The 23,844-nt window shown below is 70.2% G+C and carries 21 protein-coding genes and 2 tRNA genes; 5 read left to right on the top strand and 18 right to left on the bottom strand.

Going from position 1 to position 23,844, the window contains the following annotated elements:
- Nucleotides 1-63: 63 nt before the first annotated feature.
- The 7 genes from mreD to PYS65_RS24205 form a co-directional block, all read right to left on the bottom strand.
- Nucleotides 64-729 (bottom strand): rod shape-determining protein MreD, encoded by a 666-nt coding sequence (mreD, locus tag PYS65_RS24235; protein ID WP_279336050.1) that lies wholly within the window; start codon nucleotides 727-729, stop codon nucleotides 64-66.
- A 13-nt stretch (nucleotides 730-742) separates the two neighbouring features.
- The gene (gene mreC / locus PYS65_RS24230) at nucleotides 743-1,684 is read right to left on the bottom strand and encodes a rod shape-determining protein MreC (RefSeq protein ID WP_279336049.1); all 942 of its coding nucleotides are present in this window, start codon (nucleotides 1,682-1,684) and stop codon (nucleotides 743-745) included.
- Between the two features lie 246 nt (nucleotides 1,685-1,930).
- The gene (locus PYS65_RS24225) at nucleotides 1,931-2,950 is read right to left on the bottom strand and encodes a rod shape-determining protein (RefSeq protein ID WP_279336048.1); all 1,020 of its coding nucleotides are present in this window, start codon (nucleotides 2,948-2,950) and stop codon (nucleotides 1,931-1,933) included.
- A gap of 318 nt (nucleotides 2,951-3,268) precedes the next feature.
- On the bottom strand, nucleotides 3,269-3,682 hold the full coding sequence (gene ndk, locus PYS65_RS24220) for a nucleoside-diphosphate kinase (RefSeq protein WP_279336047.1): 414 nt from the start codon (nucleotides 3,680-3,682) through the stop codon (nucleotides 3,269-3,271).
- Between the two features lie 215 nt (nucleotides 3,683-3,897).
- Nucleotides 3,898-4,236 (bottom strand): DUF4233 domain-containing protein, encoded by a 339-nt coding sequence (locus tag PYS65_RS24215; RefSeq protein WP_279336046.1) that lies wholly within the window; start codon nucleotides 4,234-4,236, stop codon nucleotides 3,898-3,900.
- A 6-nt stretch (nucleotides 4,237-4,242) separates the two neighbouring features.
- Complete coding sequence (folC, locus tag PYS65_RS24210) at nucleotides 4,243-5,769, bottom strand: bifunctional tetrahydrofolate synthase/dihydrofolate synthase (protein ID WP_279336045.1); 1,527 nt, start codon at nucleotides 5,767-5,769, stop codon at nucleotides 4,243-4,245.
- A gap of 114 nt (nucleotides 5,770-5,883) precedes the next feature.
- The gene (locus PYS65_RS24205; protein WP_279336044.1) at nucleotides 5,884-8,505 is read right to left on the bottom strand and encodes a valine--tRNA ligase; all 2,622 of its coding nucleotides are present in this window, start codon (nucleotides 8,503-8,505) and stop codon (nucleotides 5,884-5,886) included.
- Nucleotides 8,506-8,643: 138 nt separating this feature from the next.
- Between PYS65_RS24205 and PYS65_RS24200 the strand changes: the two genes are divergently transcribed.
- Nucleotides 8,644-9,600, top strand: a complete 957-nt coding sequence (locus tag PYS65_RS24200) for a hypothetical protein (RefSeq protein WP_279336043.1) — start codon at nucleotides 8,644-8,646, stop codon at nucleotides 9,598-9,600.
- 73 nt (nucleotides 9,601-9,673) lie between these two features.
- Here PYS65_RS24200 and clpX read toward each other — a convergent pair whose 3' ends face one another.
- The 5 genes from clpX to PYS65_RS24175 all read right to left on the bottom strand — a co-directional run bounded on the left by clpX (nucleotide 9,674) and on the right by PYS65_RS24175 (nucleotide 14,569).
- Complete coding sequence (clpX, locus tag PYS65_RS24195) at nucleotides 9,674-10,960, bottom strand: ATP-dependent Clp protease ATP-binding subunit ClpX (protein WP_279336042.1); 1,287 nt, start codon at nucleotides 10,958-10,960, stop codon at nucleotides 9,674-9,676.
- Between the two features lie 189 nt (nucleotides 10,961-11,149).
- Entirely contained in the window at nucleotides 11,150-11,830 is a 681-nt protein-coding gene (locus PYS65_RS24190) for an ATP-dependent Clp protease proteolytic subunit (RefSeq protein WP_279336041.1), read from the bottom strand.
- 123 nt (nucleotides 11,831-11,953) lie between these two features.
- A complete protein-coding gene (locus tag PYS65_RS24185) occupies nucleotides 11,954-12,562 on the bottom strand; it encodes an ATP-dependent Clp protease proteolytic subunit (protein WP_181383553.1) in 609 nt (202 codons plus the stop codon).
- 317 nt (nucleotides 12,563-12,879) lie between these two features.
- Nucleotides 12,880-14,325 (bottom strand): trigger factor, encoded by a 1,446-nt coding sequence (gene tig, locus PYS65_RS24180; protein WP_279336040.1) that lies wholly within the window; start codon nucleotides 14,323-14,325, stop codon nucleotides 12,880-12,882.
- A gap of 167 nt (nucleotides 14,326-14,492) precedes the next feature.
- Nucleotides 14,493-14,569: transfer RNA gene (locus tag PYS65_RS24175), tRNA-Pro, on the bottom strand.
- A 165-nt stretch (nucleotides 14,570-14,734) separates the two neighbouring features.
- Between PYS65_RS24175 and PYS65_RS24170 the strand changes: the two genes are divergently transcribed.
- Nucleotides 14,735-14,805, top strand: a tRNA-Gly gene (locus tag PYS65_RS24170).
- Nucleotides 14,806-14,890: 85 nt separating this feature from the next.
- Here the strand turns inward: PYS65_RS24170 and PYS65_RS24165 are convergent.
- Complete coding sequence (locus tag PYS65_RS24165) at nucleotides 14,891-15,085, bottom strand: hypothetical protein (RefSeq protein WP_279336039.1); 195 nt, start codon at nucleotides 15,083-15,085, stop codon at nucleotides 14,891-14,893.
- 653 nt (nucleotides 15,086-15,738) lie between these two features.
- Here PYS65_RS24165 and PYS65_RS24160 point away from each other — a divergent pair.
- Nucleotides 15,739-16,986, top strand: a complete 1,248-nt coding sequence (locus PYS65_RS24160; protein ID WP_279336038.1) for an acyltransferase family protein — start codon at nucleotides 15,739-15,741, stop codon at nucleotides 16,984-16,986.
- Here the strand turns inward: PYS65_RS24160 and PYS65_RS24155 are convergent.
- The 5 genes from PYS65_RS24155 to PYS65_RS24135 form a co-directional block, all read right to left on the bottom strand.
- Entirely contained in the window at nucleotides 16,983-17,477 is a 495-nt protein-coding gene (locus tag PYS65_RS24155) for an HD domain-containing protein (RefSeq protein ID WP_279336037.1), read from the bottom strand. The two genes, PYS65_RS24160 and PYS65_RS24155, sit on opposite strands and share 4 nt — an antisense overlap.
- A 91-nt stretch (nucleotides 17,478-17,568) precedes the next feature.
- Nucleotides 17,569-18,747: a PP2C family protein-serine/threonine phosphatase gene (locus tag PYS65_RS24150; RefSeq protein ID WP_279336036.1), complete on the bottom strand. Its 1,179-nt coding sequence runs from the start codon at nucleotides 18,745-18,747 to the stop codon at nucleotides 17,569-17,571.
- Between the two features lie 184 nt (nucleotides 18,748-18,931).
- The gene (locus PYS65_RS24145; RefSeq protein WP_279336035.1) at nucleotides 18,932-19,759 is read right to left on the bottom strand and encodes an Fpg/Nei family DNA glycosylase; all 828 of its coding nucleotides are present in this window, start codon (nucleotides 19,757-19,759) and stop codon (nucleotides 18,932-18,934) included.
- Nucleotides 19,760-19,843: 84 nt separating this feature from the next.
- A complete protein-coding gene (locus PYS65_RS24140) occupies nucleotides 19,844-20,329 on the bottom strand; it encodes a ribose-5-phosphate isomerase (RefSeq protein WP_279336034.1) in 486 nt (161 codons plus the stop codon).
- A gap of 206 nt (nucleotides 20,330-20,535) precedes the next feature.
- Complete coding sequence (locus tag PYS65_RS24135; protein ID WP_279336033.1) at nucleotides 20,536-21,141, bottom strand: biotin transporter BioY; 606 nt, start codon at nucleotides 21,139-21,141, stop codon at nucleotides 20,536-20,538.
- Between the two features lie 412 nt (nucleotides 21,142-21,553).
- Between PYS65_RS24135 and PYS65_RS24130 the strand changes: the two genes are divergently transcribed.
- Nucleotides 21,554-22,945 carry an amino acid permease gene (locus PYS65_RS24130; protein ID WP_279336032.1) on the top strand — a complete coding sequence of 464 codons (1,392 nt, stop codon included), beginning with the start codon at nucleotides 21,554-21,556 and terminating at the stop codon, nucleotides 22,943-22,945.
- A gap of 168 nt (nucleotides 22,946-23,113) precedes the next feature.
- On the top strand, nucleotides 23,114-23,755 hold the full coding sequence (locus tag PYS65_RS24125; protein WP_279336031.1) for a superoxide dismutase: 642 nt from the start codon (nucleotides 23,114-23,116) through the stop codon (nucleotides 23,753-23,755).
- The last annotated feature ends 89 nt before the right edge of the window (nucleotides 23,756-23,844 follow it).

Below are 23,844 nucleotides of genomic sequence, written 5' to 3'. Positions count from 1 at the left end.
TGGCGGTGGGAGACGGGTGGGAGGGCACGGCGGTTTCCTCCCCCTCGGTGAGGTTCTGCGGTGTCACAGGCGCTTGACCCCCTTGATGCGGCCGGCCCGCGCCACCCGCGCCCGCGCCGCCTTCGCCCGCAGGCCCCGCTGGGCGCCGATGCGCAGTCCGGTGCCGCCCGCGCTCCAGCCGGAGGCGACGTCACCGGACTTGGCGGAACTGTTCTCGGCGAGTGGATCGTTCTCGGCGCGCCGGGCCAGGGCCATGACCCCGGGGACGACGAAGGGGGCCAGCAGCAGGTCGTACAGGGCCGCGCTGAGGAGCAGTCCGCCGAGGCCGACGTTGCGGGCCGCGGTGTCGCCGACGAGGGCGCCGACACCGGCGTAGAGCAGGGTGGTGCCGATGGCCGCGGCGACCACCACGGCCATCGGGCCGGTCGCCGATCTCACCTGGCCGCTCTCGGGCTTGACCAGTCCGGCGAGGTAGCCGACGACGCACAGCACCAGGGCGTAGCGGCCGACGGCGTGGTCGGCGGGCGGGGCCAGGTCGGCGAGGAGTCCGGCGGCGAAGCCGACGAGGGAGCCGCCGACATGGCCGTAGACCAGGGCGAGGCCGAGGACCGTCAGGAGGAGCAGGTCGGGGACGGCGCCCGGAAGATGGAGGCGGGCGAGGACGCTCACCTGGATCACCAGGGCCACCACGACCAGTGAGCTGGAGAGCAGGATCCGGTTGACGCGCATGAGGTGACAGCTCCTACTGCTCTTGCTGGTCCTGGCCGCCGGCCGGGGCTGACGGGGTGACGGTCACCGTGACGGTGGGCGTGGGCGTGGGCTTCGGCTTCTTGGGCAGCACCGTGTCGCGCGGGTCCTTCTCGGGGGCCTGGACGACCACACCGACGACGTCGAGCTTGGTGAAGCCGACGAACGGCGTGACGTAGAGGGTACGGGTGAGGCCGCCGCCGGAGGGGTCGACCCGGGAGACGGTGCCGACGGGGACGCCGGGCACGAACGGCTTGTCGGCCTGTGAGCCGAAGGTGACCAGCCGGTCGCCCTTCTTGATCTCGGCCTTGCCGTTGAGGAGTTCGACGCGCAGGGGCCGGTCGCCCTGGCCGGAGGCGAAGCCGAGTTCGTCGCCGGCCTCCATCCGGGTGCCCACGGTGAAGTCGGGGTCGTTGGCGAGCAGCACGGTGGCGGTGTTCGGGCCGACGGTGGTGACCCGGCCGACGAGTCCGTCGCCGTTGAGGACGGTCATGTCGCGCTCGACGCCGTCGGCGGCGCCGACGTCGATGGTGATGGTCCAGGAGAAGCCCTGGGCCGCTCCTATGGCGATGACCTGGGCGCCCTTGATGCCGTACTGGCCCTGGCCGGCGACCTTCAGCAACGTGTCGAGCTGTCTGGCCCTGCTGCGGTTGCGGTCGTCGCTGCCGAGTTCGGCCTTGAGCGCGGCGTTCTCCCGCTCCAGTTCGGCGAGCCGGTCGTGCCGGTCACCGGAGTCGCGGACCGCGGAGACGGCGTTGCCGATCGGGTCGACCGCGCCGGCCACTCCGTTCTCGATCGGGCCGAAGACCGTCGCCGCGGCTTGTCGGGCACCGTCGACCGGTGAATCCTCTCCGCCGCGGATGTCCACCGTGATCAGTGCGAAAGCGGTGGTGATCAGCAGCACCAGGAGCAGCCGGCTCTCTCGTGTGTCCCTCACGTGCGACGGCCGTGCCTTCCTCGTCGAGAACGGGTAGCGAAAACGGGGTGGTACCGAAGGGGTCGGAAAATACGGGGAATTACGGGTGACTACGGGAACCACGGCTCCGATGACCTACGGATCTTCAGATCTGAGGATCTACGGTTCTCCGGGTCCGGGAACTACGGGGGGTCAGCTTATGTCTCTATATCAACGATCCGCCGTACGAGAGGAGATCGCCCCGTACGGCGGAATCGAAGAGCCACGTCATCTGCGCGGCTGGGCGTCCAGCACCTGCTGGAGCGCCTCGAACTCCTCCACGCACTTTCCGGAGCCGAGCGCCACACTGTCCAGCGGGTCCTCGGCGATGTGGATGGGCATGCCCGTCTCGCGGCGCAGCCGCTCGTCCAGACCGCGCAGCAGCGCTCCGCCGCCGGTCAGCACGATGCCCCGGTCCATGATGTCGCCGGACAGCTCCGGCGGGCACTTGTCCAGGGTGGTCTTGACCGCGTCCACGATGGCGTTGACCGGCTCCTCGATCGCCTTGCGCACTTCCTCGGCGGAGATGACCACGGTCTTGGGCAGCCCGGAGACCAGGTCCCGGCCGCGGATCTCGGTGTGTTCGTCCGAGTCGAGGTCGTACGCCGAACCGATGGTGAGCTTGATCTGCTCGGCCGAGCGCTCACCCAGCAGGAGGGAGTACTCCTTCTTGATGTGCTGGATGATCGCGTTGTCCAGTTCGTCGCCCGCGACCCGGATGGACTGGGCGGTGACGATGCCGCCGAGGGAGATGACCGCGACCTCCGTGGTGCCGCCGCCGATGTCCACCACCATGTTGCCCGTGGCCTCGTGGACCGGCAGGCCGGAGCCGATGGCGGCCGCCATGGGCTCCTCGATGATGTGCACCTGACGGGCGCCGGCCTGGGACGACGCCTCGATGACGGCACGGCGCTCGACGCCGGTGATGCCCGAGGGGACACAGACGACGACCCGCGGACGGGCCAGATACCGCCGCTTGTGGATCTTCAGGATGAAGTAGCGGAGCATCCGCTCGGTGATCTCGAAGTCGGCGATGACGCCGTCCTTCAGCGGGCGTACGGCGACGATGTTGCCGGGGGTGCGCCCGATCATCTTCTTCGCCTCGGACCCGACCGCGAGGATGCCACCGGTATTGGTGTTGATCGCGACGACGGACGGCTCGTTGAGTACGATTCCGCGACCTCTCACGTACACCAGCGTGTTGGCGGTCCCGAGGTCGACAGCCATGTCACGGCCGATGAACGACATAGAGTTCCCCATGAGGATTCGTCTGGCCTTCCCACTGGCTTTTGAGGGCTTTTCAGGTCGGCGAGGTGGGTGCGGTGACGCGAAGGGTTCCATCGTAGACGCGCCTTCGCGAACACTGCGCGAGGGTCTTCGCCATTGTCATCAGATGGCGGGTTCGGTTGCTTGTGGAGACGGGCCATCGGAGGCATGCGTTCCCCCGAACGCCACGCATATGTCAAAAAGGTCTGGGGGCGAAGCCCCCAGACCAGCCGCCGGACGGCCACAGCGCAGCGCACGGCCGCTATGCGATTGTTATGCGCGGTCTCGGTGGGCGGGACGTCACGCGTGGCCGGGGAAGAAGATCTTCACCTCGCGCTCGGCGGACTCCTCCGAGTCGGAGGCGTGGATCAGGTTCTCCCGGACGATCACGCCGAAGTCGCCGCGGATCGATCCCGGGGCCGCGGCGACCGGGTCGGTCGGACCGGCCAGTTGACGCACTCCCTCGATGACCCGCTCACCCTCGACGATCATCGCCACGACCGGGCCGGAGGCCATGAACTCCATCAGCGGCTCGTAGAACGGGCGGCCGACGTGCTCCTCGTAGTGCTGCTCCAGAGTGGCACGGTCCAGGGTCCGCAGCTCCAGCGCGGTGATCCGCCAGCCGGCCTTGCGCTCGATACGGCTGATGATCTCGCCGACCAGTGAGCGGCGGACGGCATCCGGCTTCAGGAGGACGAGGGTGCGCTGGGTCATGGTGTGCGGCTCCTTGCAGGCCAGAAAATCGACTGGCCCGAGGCTACCCGGTGGGGCGGCAAGGCCGTCACCTGGACCCCGTCCGACAGCCCCGCCACCGCGGGGAGCACGATCAGCAGTGCGCCGAGCACAAGGGCAAGCCGGGATCATCTCCGCGTTGGCGGAGAAGGCCCAGGTGCCGAGCACAGTGAAGCACCCGGCACCGACAACACCGGCTAAGCCGACTGGTGCGCGGCGAACCGGGCCTTCGCCTCGTCGATCTTCCGCCCGTAGTGCACCGAGGCCCACCACAGCACCGCGAACAGCACGCCCAGGAAGAACATCGTCGGGACGAAGAAGCCGGAGGCGAACAGGGCGAGCTGCAGGGCCCAGCCGAGGGCGACGCCGCCGGGCCGGGTGATCATCCCGCACAGCGCCACGCACAGGAACATGGCGATGCCGCACACCGTCCACACCATGGTGACGGAGAGGTCCGGGTCCTTCATCGCGACCAGTCCGGCGAAGCCGATGACGAAGACCTCGCTGATCAGGGTCGAAGCGCAGAGTGTACGCACGGTTTCTCAGCTCCTTCCCAGAAGCAGTCGGGCCTCGCCGACGGTGATGACGGAACCGGTGACGAGCACACCGGCTCCGGTGAACTCGCCCTCCTCCTCGGCCAGCGTGATCGCGGCCTCCAGCGCGTCGGGCAGCCGGGGTTCGACCTGGACGCGGTCCTCGCCGAACACCTCGACGGCGATCCCCGCCAGTTCGTCGACGTCCATCGCGCGGTGGCTGGAGTTCCGGGTGACGACGATCTCGGCGAAGACCGGCTCGAAGGCCTCGAGCAGCCCGCGCACGTTCTTGTCGCCGCTGGCGCCCACCACGCCGATGAGCCGGCTGAACTGGAACGCCTCCCCGATCGCCGTGGCCGCGGCCCGCGCGCCCGCCGGGTTGTGGGCGGCGTCCAGCACGACGGTGGGCGAGCGGCGTACGACCTCCAGCCGGCCCGGTGAGGCGACGGCGGCGAACGCCCCCCGCACGGTGTCGAGGTCGAGCGGTTCGGCCCGCTGCGCGCCGACGCCGAAGAACGCCTCCACGGCGGCGAGCGCCACGGCCGCGTTGTGCGCCTGGTGGGCGCCGTGCAGCGGCAGGTACAGGTCGGGGTACTCCCCGCCGAGGCCGCGCAGGGTCACCTGCTGGCCGCCGACGGCGACCTGCCGGTCGACGACCCCGAACTCGAGCCCTTCCCGGGCCACCGTCGCATCGGCCTCGACGGCCTTCTTCAGCAGCACCTGGGCCGCGTCGACCGGCTGCTGGGCCATGATCACCGTCGCGTCCGGCTTGATGACGCCGGCCTTCTCTGTGGCGATCTCGGCGGGCGTGGCGCCGAGCCGGTCGGTGTGGTCGAGGTCGATCGGCGTCACGACGGCGACGCTCCCGTCGATCACGTTGGTGGCGTCCCAGGTGCCGCCCATGCCGACCTCGACGACGGCGACGTCCACCGGTGCGTCGGCGAACGCCGCGTACGCCATGCCCGTGAGCACCTCGAAGAAGGACAGCCGGTACTCCTGCCGGGAGTCGACCATCTCGACGTACGGCTTGACGTCCTGGTACGTCTCCACGAACCGCTCGGCGGAGATCGGCGCCCCGTCGAGGCTGATCCGTTCGGTGACCGACTGGACGTGCGGCGAGGTGTACCGGCCCGTGCGCAGTTCGAAGGCGCCGAGGAGGACCTCGATCATGCGGGCGGTGGACGTCTTGCCGTTGGTGCCGGTGATGTGGATCGAGGGGTACGCGCGCTGCGGCTCGCCCAGCACGTCCATCAGCGCGGCGATACGGCTGACCGACGGTTCCAGCTTGGTCTCGCCCCAGCGGGACGCCAGCTCCCCCTCGACCTCCCGCAGCGCCCTGTCCACCTCGGGGTCGGCCGGCCGCGCGGGCACCTCGGCCTGCGGCGGGCCGCCCTGCGTGCGCAGGGTGCGGCTGCCGGCCTCGATCACCGCGAGGTCGGGGTCTCGTTCCGTCTCGGCCCCGATGATCTCCTCGAAGGGGTCGAGGGGGTCGCCGGAGCCGGGCTGCTCGCTGTCGTTCGGGGGGAGCTCACTCACGGAGCCCAGTCTACGTACCCGGCCCGCGCCCCCTTCCACGGCAGCCGACGGCCCCCACAACCGTGCTCGGGTTCCGGGGGCCGTCGGTCTCGGTTCGCGGCGCGCGGCGCGCGGTTACGCCGGGGGCAGCCGGTCCAGCTGGGTCTGGATGCGGGCGATGTCCTCGTCCGCCTTGGCCAGCCGCGTACGGATCTTGTCGACCACGTGGTCGGGGGCCTTCGCCAGGAACGCCTCGTTGCCCAGCTTGGCCTCCGCCTGCTGGCGCTCCTTCTGCGCGGCGGCCAGGTCCTTGGCCAGGCGCTTGCGCTCCGCCGCGAAGTCGATCACCCCGGAGAGGTCCAGGGCGACCTCGACGCCCGCCACCGGCAGGGTCGCCGTCGCGGTGAACGCGTCGCCCTCCGGCTGGAGGCGCAGCAGCTGCCGGATCGCCGGCTCGTGCGGGGCGAGGGCCGAACCGTCGAGGGTCAGCCGGGCGGGGACCCGCTGGCCGGGCTGCAGGCCCTGGTCGGCGCGGAAGCGGCGGACCTCGGTGATGACCGACTGGAGCGTCTCGATCTCCCGCTCGGCGCCGGCGTCCCGGAAGCCGCTGTCCCCCGGCCAGTCGGCGATGACGACCGACTCACCGCCGGTCAGCGTCGTCCACAGCGTCTCGGTGACGAACGGGACCACCGGGTGCAGCAGCCGCAGCGTGACGTCGAGGACCTCGCCGAGGACCCGCTTGCTGACCTCGGCCGGCTCGCCACCCGCCTGGAACGTCGTCTTGGACAGCTCGACGTACCAGTCGAAGACCTCGTCCCAGGCGAAGTGGAACAGCGCGTCGGACAGCTTGGCGAACTGGAAGTCGTCGTAGAACGCGTCGACTTCGGCGACGACGGAGTTCAGCCGGGACAGGATCCAGCGGTCGGTGGAGGACATCTTCGAGGCGTCCGGCAGCGGACCCTCGACCGTGGCGCCGTTCATCAGCGCGAAGCGGGTGGCGTTCCAGATCTTGTTGGCGAAGTTGCGCGAGCCCTGGACCCAGTCCTCGCCGATCGGCACGTCGACGCCCGGGTTGGCGCCGCGCGCGAGGGTGAAGCGCAGGGCGTCGGAGCCGTACTTGTCCATCCAGTCCAGCGGGTTGACCGCGTTGCCGAAGGACTTCGACATCTTCTTGCCGAACTGGTCGCGGACCATGCCGTGCAGGGCGATGGTGCGGAACGGCGGGGTGCCGTCCATCGCGTACAGGCCGAACATCATCATCCGGGCGACCCAGAAGAAGAGGATGTCGTAGCCGGTGACCAGGACGGAGTTCGGGTAGAACTTCGCGAGCGACTCGGTCTGTTCGGGCCAGCCGAGCGTGGAGAACGGCCACAGGCCGGAGGAGAACCAGGTGTCGAGGACGTCGGTGTCCTGGTGCCAGCCCTCGCCGGCCGGCGGCTCCTCGTCCGGACCGACGCAGACGACCTCTCCGTCCGGCCCGTACCAGACGGGGATGCGGTGGCCCCACCACAGCTGCCGCGAGATGCACCAGTCGTGCAGGTTGTCGACCCAGTCGAAGTACCGCTTCTCCATCTCCTGCGGGTGGATCGTGACCTTGCCGTCGCGGACCGCGTCACCCGCCGCCTTCGCCAGCGGGCCGACCTTGACCCACCACTGCATGGACAGCCGCGGTTCGACGGTGGTCTTGCAGCGCGAGCAGTGGCCGACGCTGTGGACGTAGGGCCGCTTCTCGGCGACGATCCGGCCCTCGGCGCGCAGCGCGGCGACGATGGCGGAGCGGGCCTCGAGCCGGTCCAGGCCCTGGAAGGGGCCGTGGACGGTGATGACGGCGTGCTCGTCCATCACGGTGAGGGACGGCAGGTCGTGGCGGCGGCCGATCTCGAAGTCGTTCGGGTCGTGCGCCGGGGTCACCTTGACGGCGCCGGTGCCGAACTCGGGGTCGACGTGCTCGTCGGCGACGACCGGGATGGAGCGGTCGGTCAGCGGCAGCTTGACGAGCTTGCCGATCAGGTGCCGGTACCGCTCGTCCTCGGGGTGGACGGCGACGGCGGTGTCGCCGAGCATCGTCTCGGCTCGGGTGGTGGCGACGACGATGGTCTCGTCCCCGTCGCCGTACTTCATGGAGACGAGCTCGCCGTCGTCCTCCTGGTAGTCGACCTCGATGTCGGAGATCGCGGTCAGGCAGCGCGGGCACCAGTTGATGATGCGCTCGGCGCGGTAGATCAGCTCGTCGTCGTGGAGCCGCTTGAAGACGGTCTGGACGGCCTTCGACAGCCCCTCGTCCATGGTGAAGCGCTCACGCGACCAGGCGACGCCGTCGCCGAGGCGCCGCATCTGGCCGGAGATCTGTCCGCCGGACTCGTCCTTCCACTGCCAGACCCGCTCGACGAAGGCCTCCCGGCCGAGGTCGTGCCGGGACTTGCCCTCCTTGGCGAGTTCCCGCTCGACGACGTTCTGCGTGGCGATGCCGGCGTGGTCCATGCCGGGCTGCCACAGCGTCTCGTAGCCCTGCATGCGCGCACGGCGGGTGAGGGTGTCGATGATCGTGTGCTCGAAGGCGTGCCCGAGGTGCAGGCTGCCCGTGACGTTCGGCGGGGGGATGACGATCGTGTACGGGGGTTTGCCGCTCTTGGCGTCGGCCTCGAAGTAGCCCCGCTCCACCCAGCGCTCGTACAGCGGCCCCTCTACGTCGGCCGGCGCGTACTGGGTCGGCAGTTCGGGGGTGGGCGGCTGCGGCTGCTGAGAGTTCTCGGTCACGCGCCTCAGTTTAGAGGTGTCACGGCCCAGTCCCGAAACCCGATTCCTTTGTAACGGTGCACCCCCCGCTGGCTTGATCGCGTCCCTTCTGAGTCAGGATGTCAACGACACGTAGACATCTGGAGGGGAACCCAGAAGATGAGCCACAACCAGCCGGGCCCGTACGGCGGGCAGCCCCAGCAGCCCGGACCGTACGGTCAGCCGGGTCCCTACGGCCAGCAGCCGCAGGCTCCGCAGCCCGGCTACGGCTACCCCCCGCAGGCGCCCCCGCCCGGCCAGCCCGGCTACGGCTACCCGGCCCAGCCCGGCCAGGGCGTCCCGCCCCAGCAGCCCCCCTACGGCCAGGCCCCCTACGGCCAGGCCCCGTACGGCGCCCCGCAGCCCCCGGCGCCGGACGGCGGCTCCAAGAAGGCCGGCTGGATCGTCGGCGCGACGGCGGTCGTGGTGGCGATCGGTGTCGGCGTGTACTTCGTGTTCGGCGGAGGCGGTCCCGGCGGTGTGGAGGACGACGGCCCGCACAAGCTCTCGGCGCCGGAGAAGGTGATGGGCGAGTACACGCGGGTCGGTGAGGCCGGCGAGGACTCGAGCTCCAGCACCACGCAGGACCTGGCCAAGGGCGGGGTGAAGAACGGCAAGTCGGTGGGCGCCCAGTACTCGACGGCCGACTTCAGCCGGTACGACCTCAAGAACCCCGACCCGGCCGACCTGCCCAGCCAGGAAGAGCTGCTCAAGGCGAAGGGCGTGACCTTCCTCGGCGCCTACGGCGAGGTCGAGGACCCCGAGGCGGCCGTGGACAAGCTCTTCGCCAACATCAAGAAGGAGACCGCCAAGAGCAAGGGCTCGGACAACGCTCTCCTGTCCGAGCTGGTGGGCGAGCCCGAGGATGTCGAGCTCGACGGTGCGGTCATGAAGTGCCAGGCCGGCAAGGGCAAGAACAACCTCACCAAGCAGGACACCACCAACTGGTTCTGCATCTGGGCGGACTACAGCACGGTCGTGGTGGTCTCCCCCGGTGACAACACCAAGGACATCACGAAGGACGCCGCCGCGGACATCGCCACGAAGCTCCGCGACGAGGTGCGCGTCCCGGCGTAGTGGTACGCGGCACGCGAAGGGCCCCGGTCGCTCGACCGGGGCCCTTCACCTGTGCCGGGGACGGCTGTTGCCGCTACGCCGTCTTCTGCTCGCCCGGTCCGCGGCCGCGGGCGTCGCGCGGGATCAGCGTCGGGTTGACGTTGGAGAGGACCACGTCCGCGGTGATGACCACCCGGGCGACGTCCTTGCGGGACGGGACCTCGTACATGACGCCCTGGAGGACTTCCTCCATGATGGCGCGCAGACCGCGGGCGCCGGTCTGGCGGAGGATGGCCTGGTCGGCGATGGCTTCCAGTGCCTCGCGCTCGAAGTCCAGCTCGACGCCGTCGAGTTCGAAGAGGCGCTGGTACTGCTTGACGAGCGCGTTGCGCGGCTCGATCAGGATCTGCAGCAGGGCCTCGCGGTCGAGGTTGTGGACCGAGGTGATGACCGGGAGCCGGCCGATGAACTCGGGGATCATGCCGAACTTGACCAGGTCCTCCGGCATGACCTGCTCGAACCGGTCCGTGGACTCCAGTTCCCGCTTGGAGCGGATGGTGGCGCCGAAGCCGATGCCCTTGGCTCCCGCGCGGCCCTCGATGATCTTCTCCAGGCCGGCGAAGGCGCCGCCCACGATGAACAGGACGTTCGTCGTGTCGATCTGGATGAACTCCTGGTGCGGGTGCTTGCGGCCGCCCTGCGGCGGGACGGACGCCGTGGTGCCCTCGAGGATCTTCAGCAGGGCCTGCTGGACGCCCTCGCCGCTCACGTCGCGCGTGATCGACGGGTTCTCGCTCTTGCGGGCGACCTTGTCGATCTCGTCGATGTAGATGATGCCGGTCTCGGCCTTCTTGACGTCGTAGTCGGCGGCCTGGATCAGCTTGAGCAGGATGTTCTCGACGTCCTCGCCGACGTACCCGGCCTCGGTGAGGGCGGTGGCGTCCGCGATCGCGAACGGGACGTTCAGCATGCGGGCGAGGGTCTGGGCGAGGAGGGTCTTGCCGGAGCCGGTGGGGCCCAGCAGCAGGATGTTGGACTTCGCCAACTCGATGGCGTCCTCGCGGCCTTGGGCGCCGCCGTTCTCCCCCGCCTGGACCCGCTTGTAGTGGTTGTACACCGCGACGGAGAGAGCTTTCTTGGCCGACTCCTGGCCGACCACGTACCCCTCGAGGAACTCGTAGATCTCGCGGGGCTTGGGCAGTTCCTCCCAGCGGACCTCACTGCTCTCGGCGAGCTCTTCCTCGATGATCTCGTTGCAGAGGTCGATGCACTCGTCGCAGATGTACACACCGGGCCCTGCGATGAGCTTCTTGACCTGCTTCTGGCTCTTGCCGCAGAACGAGCACTTGAGCAGATCGCCGCCGTCACCGATGCGTGCCACGGTGTGCTTCCCCTTCGCCTGGGAGCCACCTGGACGTCAACGTCCAGCGACTCCTGGTGCTGCCTTATGTCCGACGGTACCTTGCCGGGCCCCCCGTCCGGGCCCCCCTTGGCACGGTTCGCTTCGACGTGGACCGTCCGCGACCGTGCCAAGGAGCGGCAGACAATACAGCCTCCCGGGTCCCTCGCGTCAGCGCAGGCTGGTGTTGTCCATCTTCCGGGTGGTGATGATCTGGTCGATCAGACCGTAGCTCAGCGCGTCCTCGGCCGTGAGGATCTTGTCCCGCTCGATGTCCTCGCGGATCTTCTCGACCGGCGTGGTGGAGTGCTTGGCCAGCATCTCCTCCAGCTGCGCACGCATCCGGAGGATCTCGTTGGCGGCGATCTCCAGGTCGGAGACCTGGCCGCGGCCGGTCTCGCTGTACGGCTGGTGGATCAGCACGCGCGCGTTCGGCAGGGCCATGCGCTTGCCGGGGGTGCCGGCGGCGAGCAGCACGGCGGCGGCGGAGGCCGCCTGACCCATGCAGACCGTCTGGATGTCCGGCTTCACGTACTGCATGGTGTCGTAGATCGCCGTGAGCGCGGTGAAGGAGCCGCCGGGGCTGTTGATGTAGACCGAGATGTCCCGGTCGGGGTCCATCGACTCCAGGCACAGCAGCTGCGCCATGACGTCGTTGGCGGAGGCGTCGTCGATCTGCACGCCGAGGAAGATCACCCGCTCCTCGAAGAGCTTCGCGTACGGGTCGTACTCGCGGATGCCCTGGGAGGTGCGCTCGACGAAGCGCGGGATGACGTAGCGGGACTCGGCCGCGGGGCCGGTGTACTCGGCACGGGTGCGGTCGTACAGGCCGCTGCCGGGGAAGTCGTTCACGGTGTCTCCTGGAAAGGGGCTGAGGCGGTCGGCCGGGGCTGCTGGGGCTGCCGTCGGGCCCGGAGCAAGTCCGGGCGGGTCCGACGGGGGTCCTACGGGGCCGCTGGGGCTCCCGTGGGCCGCTCAGGCCGCCCCGGTGCCGCCGCCGCCCGGCATGCCCGCGGCCGTGGGGATGACGTCGTCGATGAGGCCGTAGTTCTTGGCCTCGAAGGCGTCGAACCAACGGTCACGGTCCGAGTCGCGGGTGATCTGCTCGACCGACTGTCCCGTGTGCTGGGAGGTGAGCTCGGCCATGCGCTTCTTGGTGTGCAGCAGCCGCTCGGCGTGGATCTTGATGTCCGAGGCCGAGCCGGCCAGGCCGGCGGAGGGCTGGTGGATCAGGATCTCCGCGTTCGGCAGCGCGAAGCGCTTGCCGGGCGTGCCCGCGCTGAGCAGGAACTGGCCCATCGAGGCCGCGAGGCCCATGGCGATGGTCACCACGTCGTTCTTGATGAACTGCATGGTGTCGTAGATCGCCATGCCGGCGGTGATCGAGCCGCCGGGGCTGTTGATGTAGAGGTAGATGTCCTTGTCCGGATCGGCGGCAAGGAGCAGCAGCTGTGCGGTGATCTTGTTGGCGATGTCGTCGTCCACCGGCTGGCCGAGGAAGATGATCCGCTCGTTGAGCAGCCGGTTGTAGACCTGGTCGCCGAGGCCACCACCGATGGAAGGCTCGCCGGCGGCTGAAGGCATCAGATTCGTCACGTATCCACCTGCTCGTCTTACGACGGCGCCGGGCCGTCTCACGTGTTCTGCCGGGGTGTGGGGCCGTCCGGCCGTACTCGCGGACTCCCCTGCCCTCGTATTCATGGACCCTAACGCGCGGGCCCCTTCGGGGAATCCCGCAGCGGGGGGTGTTCGCTGTGAGCGCAGGTGGCCCCGCGGGGCGGGGCGGGGTCCCGCGCGCCGTGGGCGGCCCGGCCGGCGGGGCCGGTGCGGCCGTACGGCAGACGGGCCCCGGCCATGATGGTCCGGGGCCCGTCGTACGTCCGTCAGAGGCGACGCGAGGGTCAGCCCTCGGTCTTCTCCTCGACCTCGGCGGCCTTGTCGGCCTTGGCGTCGGCCTCGCCCTCAGCCTTGTCCTCGGTGGCGTCGGTGGACTCGGCGGCGGCCTCGGCGGCCTCCGTCTCGTCCTCCTCGTCCTCCTCGTCCTCGAGGTCGATGATCTCGCCGTTGGTGTCCTTGACCGTGGCCTTCTCGACCACGGCGGCCAGGGCCTTGCCGCGGGCGACCTCGCCGACCAGGAGCGGAACCTGGCCCTGCTCGACGACGGCCTGGGCGAACTGGTCGGGGGACATGCCGGAGGAGGCCGCACGACGCATGAGGTGCTCGGTGAGCTCCTCCTGGTTGACGTTCAGCTTCTCCTGGTTGACCAGCTGGTCGAGCACGAACTGGGTCTTGATGCCCTTGACCGCGGCCTCGCGGGTCTCGGTGTCGAACTCCTCGGCCGTCTTGCCCTGGATCTCCAGGTACTTCTCGAGGTCGAGGCCCATCTGGGCGAGCTGGTGGTGCTCGAGGTTGTGCTTACGGGTGTTGATCTCGTCCTCGAGCAGCTTCTCGGGGACGGGCACCTCGACCAGCTCGAGCAGCTTGTCCAGGACGCGCTCCTGGGCCTGCGTGGCCTGGTCGTACTGCTTCATGTTCTCCAGGCGCTTGCGGCTGTCCGCACGCAGCTCCTCGAGGGTGTCGAACTCGGAGGCGAGCTGCGCGAACTCGTCGTCCAGCTCGGGCAGTTCACGCTTGGCGACCTGGGTGACCTTGACGGTGACCTCGGCCTCCTTGCCCGCCGCGGAGCCGCCCTTGAGCTCGGAGGCGAAGGTGGCCTCCTGGTCGGCCGACAGGCCCGTCACGGCGGCGTCGACGCCGTCCAGCAGCTCACCGGAGCCGATGGTGTAGGAGACGCCGTTGGCGATGCCGTCCTCCAGCACCTCGCCGTCGACCTTGGCCTCCAGGTCGATGGTGACGACGTCGCCGTCCTCGGCGGCACGCTCGACCGGGGAGGTGGAGGCGAAACGCTCGCGCAGCTCCTCGACGGCCTTGTCGACGTCCTCGTCGGTGACCTCGACGGCGTCGACCTCGACCTCGATGCCGGAGTAGTCCGGGATCTCGATGGTCGGGCGGATGTCGACCTCGGCGGTGAAGTTCAGCGTCTCGCCGTCCTTCAGCTCCGTGATGTCGACCTCGGGCTGGCCCAGCGGGTTCAGCTCGGCCTCGTTGACCGCTTCGGTGTAGAACTTCGGGAGGGCGTCGTTGACGGCCTCCTCCAGCACCGCACCGCGGCCGAAGCGCTGGTCGATGACCCGGGCCGGGACCTTGCCCTTGCGGAAGCCCTTCACCGTGATCTGCTGGTTGATCTTCTTGTACGCCGCGTCGAGGCTGTCCTTGAGCTCCTCGAAGGGCACCTCGACAGTGAGCCGAACCCGGGTCGGGTTCAGGGTCTCCACGGCGCTCTTCACGGTTCGGTCTCCTTGTGGCTGACTTCTCGGATTCTGCCGGGACCAGAGCGGTCCGGCGGATTCGCCGCCCGGAGACTTCAGACCTGAGACACACGGGCGTGCAGCTTGCATAGTAACGGCAGCGGCTACAGCGCCCCAAAACCGATCACTGGCGGTGATCGGGTGACTGGTCGGGGTGGCGGGATTTGAACCCACGGCCTTCCGCTCCCAAAGCGGACGCGCTACCAAGCTGCGCCACACCCCGTCTGGTGCGACACGTAGGGTACATGCCGCCGCGCGCTGTGGCCTCCGCATATCGCGGGCGCGGTGCGGCGACGGGCCCGAGCGGGCCCGGGGTGTGCGCCGAGGGCGCACCACCCGCTACGATGCCTGTCAGTACCGCGGTCCTCCCGACCTGCGGTGCGCCCCTGCGGGCGTAGCTCAATGGTAGAGCCCTAGTCTTCCAAACTAGCTACGCGGGTTCGATTCCCGTCGCCCGCTCCGCACGGCTCAGGGCCGGGCCGGAGGAATCACCCCTCCGGCCCGGCCCTGGTCGCGTCCCGGACCGTCCCGCGCCTCCGCGGGGTCAGAAGCTGATCGAGTTGATCATGTCCGCTATCGAGTCCATGAAGCGGTTGATCGACGGGGCCATGCCGGTCGAGGCGAGGAAGAAGCCGAAGAGGATCGCGACGATCGCGGGCCCGGCCTTGATGGACCCCCCTCTGATCAACACCACAAGGACGATCGCCAACAGCACCACGACAGACAGTGAAATGGCCACAACTGATCACACCCTCGGTCGGTCCGCTTCGCCGGCCCGGGCGACGCATCCCCGCGCACCCCGCCAGAACCATCGTGCCACCAACAGGGCCGTCCTATGCGGCGAGTGACGCATCGTTCATCCCCCTTCGGCCACTCCTCGCGCGCGCGCCCGTCGCGTGCGGCACCCGCCACCGGCGCGCGGGGCACGCGCGGAGCCAACGGCGCGGCCTCACACAACAATTCGGCGTGACCTCCGCCCGGGGAATTCAACCGTGTCGTTGCCGTCTTCACACAACACGTTCGCAGCTATTTCGAATTACCTCCACGCGTATCCCGACGAGCCCCCCGGCAGCCCGCGAAACGGGCCGAAGTGGACACACTGTCGGACCCGTTCGACGAAGATATGCGCCACTTCGCCCGGAATGATGACGGCAAAAGGGACCCGCGGCACACGGGGAGCCCCTGCCCGCACGACGTGTCGGCCGTCACTCCCGCAAAGCTGTCTGCATTCACGGATCGGGGGTATCCGGATTCGACAACCAGGAATGACGTGGGAGTTTTACGAATACCCACGCCGAACGCTAGGGTGCCTCAGATGTTCCACGCTGCCTCGTCCCCCGCAAGCGCAGCGAGCACACCGCTCCCCTCCCCGAGCTCCTGGCGGGTGGCCCGGTGACGGACTCGCTGCAACCGAACGGCAACCGCAGGGCGCCGCTTCCCCCGGCCGAACCGCCGGACTCCGAAGCGCCGGACCCGCGCCCGCGCCCGCGCTCGGAGAACATACAGAACACGCAGAAGACGCAGGCCACCTCCGGCAAGAAGCGGGACGCGTTCTTCGACAACGCCAAGTACCTGGCGATCGTGCTGGTGGCGGTGGGCCACTTCTGGGAGCCCTTCAAGGGTGAGAACCGGTCCCTGGAAGCCGCCTACCTCGTCGTGTACACGTTTCACATGCCGGCCTTCATCGTCATCTCCGGCTACTTCTCGCGCAGTTTCGACATGCGCCCGGACCGGCTGCGGCGGCTGATCACCGGCGTCGCCGTGCCGTACATCATCTTCGAGACCGCGTATCCGCTCTTCAAGCGCGTCATCGACAACGACCCGCAGTACGAGATCAGCCTCCTCGATCCCTGGTACCTCACCTGGTTCCTGTGCGCGCTGTTCATCTGGCGGCTGACCACACCGATCTGGAAGGCGGTACGCCACCCGCTGCCGCTCGCGCTCGGCATCGCCATGCTGGCGAGCGTCTCCCCCCAGATCGGCGACGACCTCGATCTGCAGCGGGTCCTGCAGTTCCTGCCGTACTTCGTGCTCGGCCTGTGCATGAAGGCCGAGCACTTCCAGCTGGTACGCCGCCGGTCGGTACGGATCGCGGCGGTGCCGGTCTTCGCGGCGGCGCTGGCCGTCGGCTGGTGGGCGGTGCCGCGGATGCCCACCGGCTGGTTCTACCACCGTGCCTCCGCGCAGGAGTTGGGTGCCCCGTGGTGGGCCGGCCCGATCATGATGCTGGCGTTGTTCGGCTGCTCTCTGCTGCTGACCGCCTGCTTCTTCTCCTGGGTGCCCGGCCGCCACATGTGGTTCACCGCGCTCGGCGCGGGCACGCTCTACGGCTATCTGCTGCACGGCTTCGTGGTGAAGGCCGGTGACTACCGGGGCTGGTTCGAGCACTCCGCGCTGCACGAGCCGATCGGCCTGGCCGCTGTGACCGTCTCCGCGGCCGCCCTGGTGACGTTCCTGTGCTCCAGGCCGGTGCAGCGGGTCTTCCGGTTCGCGATGGAGCCGAAGATGGAATGGGCCTTCAGGCGGGACGCCGCGCAGTCGGCCCGCGACCGCGAGCGCGAACCCCTCGGGGAACGGGACGACCGCGAGAAGCGGGACGGCCGGGAGAAGCGGGAGACGCAGGAGACCGTCTCCGCCTAGTCGGCGGGTGCGGGGTGGTCGGGCCGGGTGCCCGCCACGAGGCCGAGAAGTGTGCGCATCCGCGCGTACTTCTCGGCCAGTCGGCCGCGGGTCGCCTCGTCCAGCACCGCCAGCCGCGCCGGATCGGCGTTGTGCGCCAGGTCCGCCTCCTTCACCAGCAGGGCACCGGGGGTCGCGAGGACACGGGCCGCGTAGACTTCGGGCGGCTCCCCGGACCGTTTGGTGACCGCGAGGACGATGTCCCGGGTCCGCCGGCTCAGTGCCGCCTCCCTGAGCCACTGCTCCGAGAGCTTGCCGTCCTCGACGGCGTCGTGCAGCCAGGCCGCCGCGATCTGCTCCTCGTCGCCGCCGCGGGCCCGGACGCCCTCGGCGACGGCCCGGAGGTGCTCGGCGTACGGCATGCCCGCCTTGTCGGTCTGGCCCTCGTGCACGGCGCGGGCGGTGGCCTCGATCTGGGCGGGGGTCAGCAGGTTGCGCGGTCTCTCGGTCACCCCTCCAGTGTCCCCGCCCTCCTCGCGCCGCACGGTCCGGGTGGGGCAGGAGAGTGGTGGGGTCCGCCGGTCCGGGCGCGGAGAGCCGGGGTCAGCGGGGCAGGGCGGCCGTGCTGCCCTCGCGGCAGATCAGCAGCAGCGCACGGTCGTCGTTGACGTCCTTGGCGACCGCCTCGATGAGGTGCCAGGCCGCCCCGTGGAAGCCTCCGGCGACATAGCGGTCGGCCTCGCCGGTGAGGCGGTCGATGCCTTCGACGATGTCCCGGTCCGAGGTCTCCACCAGTCCGTCGGTGAACAGCATCAGCACGTCCCCGGGGCGCAACGAGCCTTTCACCGGGTCGAACTGGGCGCCGTCGTACACGCCCAGCAGCGGGCCGTCGCCCGCCTTCTCCTCCCAGCGGCCGCTGCCCGCGCTGAGTTGGAGGCCCGGCGGATGCCCCGCGGAGTACAACTCGTAGTCGCCGGAGTCCAGGTCGAGGACGAGGTGGATGGAGGTGGCGAAGCCCTCCTGCCACTCCTGGCGGAGCAGGTAGCCGTTGGCGGCCGGCAGGAAGGCGTGCGGCGGGAGGCTGCCGAGCAGGCCGCCGAAGGCACCGGACAGCAGCAGGGCCCGCGAGCCCGCGTCCATGCCCTTGCCCGACACGTCGGTCAGGACGACCTCCAGCGTGCGCCCGCCGTTGGTACGGGCCGCGACCACGAAGTCGCCGGAGAAGGACTGGCCGCCGGCGGGACGCAGGGCCATCTCCCGGTGCCAGCCGCTCGGCAGGGCCGGCAACTGGCTCTGCACCCTGATGCGTTCACGCAGGTCGAAGAGCATGGTGCCGCCGCGCCGCCAGGGCACGCCCACCCGGCTGCGGAACTGGGCGACGACCAGCCCGAAGAAGCCGCAGGCGGCCACCACGAGGACGACGCCCGGGGTCACCCGGGACGCGCCCTCGGTGTACGGGCCGAGCTGGACGGCCTCCACGATCAGTGCCGTCGCCGCCGCCGCGTACAGGCCGAGCAGGCTCGCCGGGCGGAGCAGCAGCCCGCCGGCGACGATCGGGAGCACCAGCGCGGACGGGGCGAACCAGACGGAGTTGGCGAGCGTCGCGGCGAAGATGAGCGGGATCGTCAGCAGCAGTCCGGCGAGGGCTATCCAGTCGGAGCCGTCCCCGCGGAAGTAGTCGACGGCGGCCCGGCGCACGCCGACGCGGGCCCGGTGCCACTGCTTCTTCACCCGGGCCGTGAGCGTGTCGGCTGCTGCGCGCCTCTCTCGTCCTGCTGCCATCAGTTCGGGACCCTATCCATCGGAGCGACCACTTGGCACGGGAGGTCCTGGTTGTCCCCCGTCCGGGGACCGACTTCACAGTGAACTTCACCGGGCGCCGTCGCGTGGTCGTCCGGCGGAAATCGCGCCGGACCTCCCGCGCCGCCCACCCGTCACGCACCCGCCCCGCCCCGCCGGGCCGGCCTCACCGCTGCTGGCAGGCCGGACACCAGAAGAGGTTGCGGGCGGCGAGGCCGGCGGTGCGGATCTCCTCGCCGCAGATGTGGCAGGGCTGATGGGCCCTGCGGTAGACATACACCTCACCGCCGTGGTCGTCGACACGCGGCGGGCGGCCCATCGCCTCCGGAGCGTGTTCCGGGCGGACGGTGTCGATCCGGTTGGTGCGGACGCCCTCCCGCATGAGCCCGACCAGGTCGGTCCACAGGGCGTCCCACTCGGCGGGGGTGATGTCCCGGCCCGCGCGGTACGGGTCGATACCGTGCCGGAAGAGGACCTCGGCGCGGTAGACGTTCCCCACGCCGGCGATGAGCTTCTGGTCCATGAGGAGCGCGGCGATCGTCGTACGGCTGCGGCTGATCCTGCGGTACGCGGCGTCCGGGTCGGCGTCCGGGCGCAGCGGGTCGGGGCCGAGCCGGGCGTGTACCGCCCGCTTCTCGGTGCCCGTGATCAGGGCGCAGGTGGTGGGCCCGCGGAGATCGGCGTACGCCGCGTGGTGCGTGAGGCGCAGCCGGACGGTGTCCGTGGGCGGGGGTGCGGGGGCCGGGCCCAGGGCGACCTTGCCGAAGAGGCCGAGGTGGATGTGGACCCAGTCGGTGTGCTCGGGGTCGGGGTCGCGGAAGCCGAGGAAGAGGTGCTTGCCGTGGGCGTCGGCGGTGTGCAGGGCGGTGCGGTCCAGGAGGGCGGCGGCGTCGCTGAACTTGCCCTGGGGGCTGGAGACCCGCAGAGGGGCGCCGTCGGAGAAGGCCGCGGCGTAGTCCTCGGCCAGCCGGTGAATGGTGTGGCCCTCCGGCACGGGTTGGTTCCCCTCCCTCTCGACTCTCTCGGCCCGCCCGCCCGGGACCCCGGGACCGCAGGCTCGCCCCCGCCCCCGGCCGGGCTACTGCTGGGGGTGGTGGGACGGGATCGGGGGGAGGTCGCCGGTGGTCTCGTAGTCCGCGAGCATGTCGATGCGGCGGATGTGGCGCTCGTCGCCCGAGAACGGGGTGCCCAGGAAGATCTCGACGAACTTCGTCGCCTCGTCCGAGGTGTGCATGCGCGCGCCGATCGCGACCACGTTGGCGTTGTTGTGCTGGCGGCCCAGCGCCGCGGTCTCCTCGCTCCACGCCAGGGCCGCTCGTACGCCCTTCACCTTGTTCGCGGCGATCTGCTCACCGTTGCCGGAGCCACCGATCACGATGCCGAGGGCGTCGGGGTCGGCGGCGGTCCGCTCGGCGGCGCGGAGGCAGAAGGGCGGGTAGTCGTCCTGGGCGTCGTAGATGTGGGGCCCGCAGTCGACGGGCTCGTGACCCGCGTCCTTGAGCCACTCGGCGAGGTGGTTCTTGAGTTCGTATCCGGCATGGTCGGAACCGAGGTACACGCGCATGGTCCGAGTGTGACACGCCGGATCGCGGGCAGGCGCGTGGGGGCGTGTGACACGGCTCCCAGACAGGGCTCCCGGACACGGCCCTCAGGCACGGCTCCCGGAGACAGTTCCGCGGCGCGGTCCCATGGACGTCGCGGACGCGGAAGGGGGCCGGCCGGGCGCTGTGCGTGCGCCCGGCCGGCCCCCTTCCGGGGACCACCGAAGAGTCACCGCTTGTTGACGAACCGCCAGGCGGTCGGCAGCACACCCATCGCCAGGGCCGCCTTCAGGGCGTCACCGATGAGGAACGGGGTGAGGCCGGCCGCGATCGCGGCGGTGGCGGACATGCCGGTGGCCAGCGCCAGGTAGGGCACGCCGACGGCGTAGATGACCGCCGAGCCGAGCAGCATGGTGCCCGCCATCCGCCACGCGGAGCGGTCGGCGCCGCGCCGGGCCAGGGCGCCCACGACGGCCGCGGCCAGCAGCATGCCGAGGATGTAGCCGAACGCCGGCGCCCCGTAGCCCGACCCGCCCTCGGCGAACCACGGCACACCCGCGACGCCCGCCAGCGCGTACAGCGCGAGGGAGAGGAGACCGCGCCGGGCGCCGAGGGTGGTGCCGACGAGCAGCGCGGCGAAGGTCTGGCCGGTCACCGGCACCGGGGATCCGGGGACCGGGACGGCGAGCTGGGCGGCGACGCCGGTGAGCGCGGCACCGCCGACCACGAGGGCCACGTCCCGCACGCGGGAGGCCGGGACGAGGTCGGCGAGGACCAGACCGACGCGGGTCCCGCCTTCCTGGGACAGGGCGGACGAAGCGGCAGCGGTGCTCATGGGGACTCCGCGGGGTGAGGGGGCTGGGGACGAAAGCGACGCTATCCCAGCGCCCTCGCGCTGATCACCGTCAGCGCTCGACAAAGGCGCCGACACGCGGATGGTGGGCTTCGGACAAAGAACGCCCCCAACCCGGGCAACGGCGTGATACCGGTCACGGGGGTGACATGGCCTCTCCCACAGGGGCCGCCCGACCGGCGTCTGTAGGGTCCCGCCAAAGCGGCGCCCGCGCCCCGGGCCCGGCTCGCGCTCCCCTGTCCGGCTCACCGCCGGGCGGCCCGTCGGCCACCCGCCGGTCACCGGATCGACACCCTCCGTATGACACGTGTCCACATGATGGGCAGGCTCCCCGCCGGGCGGGAGCGGCCGCCCAGACTGACGGGGTTTCATCGTCTCCCGTATTGGACGAGTTGTGTCCGTTCCCAGCACCTCCGTCGAGACACCGCCGCAGCAGGAGGAGTCCTCCCTCTCCCACGGCCTGAAGCAGCGGCATCTGTCGATGATCGCCCTGGGCGGGGTGATCGGGGCCGGGCTGTTCGTCGGCTCCGGCGCGGGCATCGCGGCCGCCGGGCCGTCGATCGTCCTCGCCTACACCCTCTCCGGCCTGCTGGTCATGCTGGTGATGCGGATGCTCGGCGAGATGTCGGCCGCACACCCCTCGTCCGGCTCCTTCTCGGCGCACGCCGAGCGGGCCCTCGGGCCCTGGGCGGGCTTCACGGCGGGCTGGGCGTTCTGGGTGCTGCTGTGCACGGCCGTCGGCCTGGAGGGCATCGGCGCCGCGAAGATCGTCACAGGCTGGCTCCCGGGCACGCCCGAGTGGGCGTGGGTGGCGCTGTTCATGGTGGTGTTCTGCGGCACGAACCTGGCGGCCGTGAAGAACTTCGGCGAGTTCGAGTTCTGGTTCGCGGCACTGAAGGTCGGTGCGATCTCCCTGTTCCTGGTGCTCGGGGTGCTGGCCCTCGCGGGCGTGCTGCCGGGCACCGACTCCCCGGGCTCCTCGAACCTCACCGATCTGTTTCCGAACGGCGGCGAGGGGCTGGTGATCGGGCTGCTCGCCTCCGTCTTCGCGTACGGCGGCCTGGAGACGGTCACCATCGCCGCGGCCGAGTCGGAGGACCCGGTCAGGGGCGTCGCCGTCGCGGTCCGTACCGCGATGTGGCGGATCGGGCTGTTCTACATCGGTTCGATGGCGGTCATCGTGGCCCTGGTCCCATGGGACTCGCCGGCGGTGGTCGAGAGCGGTCCGTACGTCGCCGCCCTGGACCGGCTCGGCATCCCGGGCGCCGGTCAGCTGATGAACGTCGTGGTGCTGGTGGCGCTGCTGTCCGCGATGAACGCCAACATCTACGGCGCCTCGCGCATCGCCTACTCCCTGGTGGAGCGCGGACAGGGACCGAAGGTGCTGGCCCTGGTGTCGGCCGGGGTGCCGCGGCTCGCCGTGCTGGCCTCCTCGGTCTTCGGATTCCTGTGCGTGCTGCTGAGCTACTGGCGGCCCGACGACGTCTTCTCCTGGCTGCTGAACATGATCGGCGCGGTGATCCTGGTCGTCTGGATCTTCATCGCCGTCTCGCAGCTGCGGCTGCGCCGCGTCCTGGAGCGCGAAACGCCGGAGAAGCTGGTGGTGCGGATGTGGGCGTTCCCGTGGCTGACGTGGGTCGCGCTGGCCGGGATGGCGTGCGTCTTCGTCCTCATGGCCCGGGAGCCGGGCACCCGTGTGCAGCTGTACTCCACGGGCGGCATGGTCCTGGTCCTGGCGGCCGCGGGCTACGCCTGGCAGCGGGCCAGGGCCCGCGCGGGGAGCTGAGACCCCCTTCCCTTTGGCGGTTTTGACGGCGAAGGCCCTCATCCGGACGACGTGTCCGGGTGAGGGCCTTCGCCGTGCCCGGGTGCACGCCGACCCCGCATCCCGGCCCCTTCTGCTGGTAGCGTGCAGTTGCAAGCTCTTTGCAATAAGAGGTTCGAAGGGGACCCCATGCCCGTCTACACGCTGCCCGACCTGCCGTACGACTACTCCGCGCTCGCGCCGGTGATCAGCCCCGAGATCATCGAACTGCACCACGACAAGCACCACGCGGCCTATGTGAAGGGCGCCAACGACACGCTGGAGCAGCTCGCCGAGGCGCGGGACAAGGAGGCGTGGGGCTCGGTCAACGGGCTGGAGAAGAACCTGGCCTTCCACCTCTCCGGGCACATCCTGCACTCGATCTACTGGCGGAACATGGCGGGTGACGGTGGTGGCGAGCCGCTGGCCGCCGACGGCGTGGGCGAGCTGGCCGACGCGATCGCCGAGTCCTTCGGCTCCTTCGCCGGCTTCAAGGCCCAGTTGTCCAAGGCGGCGGCGACCACCCAGGGGTCGGGCTGGGGCGTGCTGGCGTACGAGCCGCTGAGCGGGCGGCTGATCGTCGAGCAGGTCTACGACCACCAGGGCAACGTCGGCCAGGGCGCGACCCCGATCCTGGTCTTCGACGCCTGGGAGCACGCCTTCTACCTCCAGTACAAGAACCAGAAGGTGGACTTCATCGAGGCGATGTGGAAGGTCGTCGACTGGCAGGACGTGGCCAGGCGCTACGAAGCCGCGAAGTCCCGCACGGATGTGCTGCTGCTGGCTCCCTGAGACCGGCACCCCGGGGCCCGCGAGGCCCCGGTGAGCGTCCTGCCCCGTGATCGTCTTCTCACCGTTCACCCGGCAGGCGGAAAAAGGGA

The sequence above is a fragment of the Streptomyces cathayae genome (genome assembly GCF_029760955.1).
GTDB classification, from domain to species: Bacteria; Actinomycetota; Actinomycetes; order Streptomycetales; family Streptomycetaceae; genus Streptomyces; species Streptomyces cathayae.
This window is presented reverse-complemented; position numbering and strand designations above follow the sequence as displayed.

Coding starts and splice junctions, on each gene's coding strand:
- mreD (WP_279336050.1), bottom strand. CDS start 729: ATGCGCGTCAACCGGATCCTGCTCTCCAGCTCACTGGTCGTGGTGGCC.
- PYS65_RS24225 (WP_279336048.1), bottom strand. CDS start 2,950: ATGTCGTTCATCGGCCGTGACATGGCTGTCGACCTCGGGACCGCCAAC.
- ndk (WP_279336047.1), bottom strand. CDS start 3,682: ATGACCCAGCGCACCCTCGTCCTCCTGAAGCCGGATGCCGTCCGCCGC.
- PYS65_RS24200 (WP_279336043.1), top strand. CDS start 8,644: ATGAGCCACAACCAGCCGGGCCCGTACGGCGGGCAGCCCCAGCAGCCC.
- PYS65_RS24185 (WP_181383553.1), bottom strand. CDS start 12,562: ATGCCTTCAGCCGCCGGCGAGCCTTCCATCGGTGGTGGCCTCGGCGAC.
- PYS65_RS24150 (WP_279336036.1), bottom strand. CDS start 18,747: ATGGCAGCAGGACGAGAGAGGCGCGCAGCAGCCGACACGCTCACGGCC.
- PYS65_RS24140 (WP_279336034.1), bottom strand. CDS start 20,329: ATGCGCGTGTACCTCGGTTCCGACCATGCCGGATACGAACTCAAGAAC.
- PYS65_RS24135 (WP_279336033.1), bottom strand. CDS start 21,141: ATGAGCACCGCTGCCGCTTCGTCCGCCCTGTCCCAGGAAGGCGGGACC.
- PYS65_RS24125 (WP_279336031.1), top strand. CDS start 23,114: ATGCCCGTCTACACGCTGCCCGACCTGCCGTACGACTACTCCGCGCTC.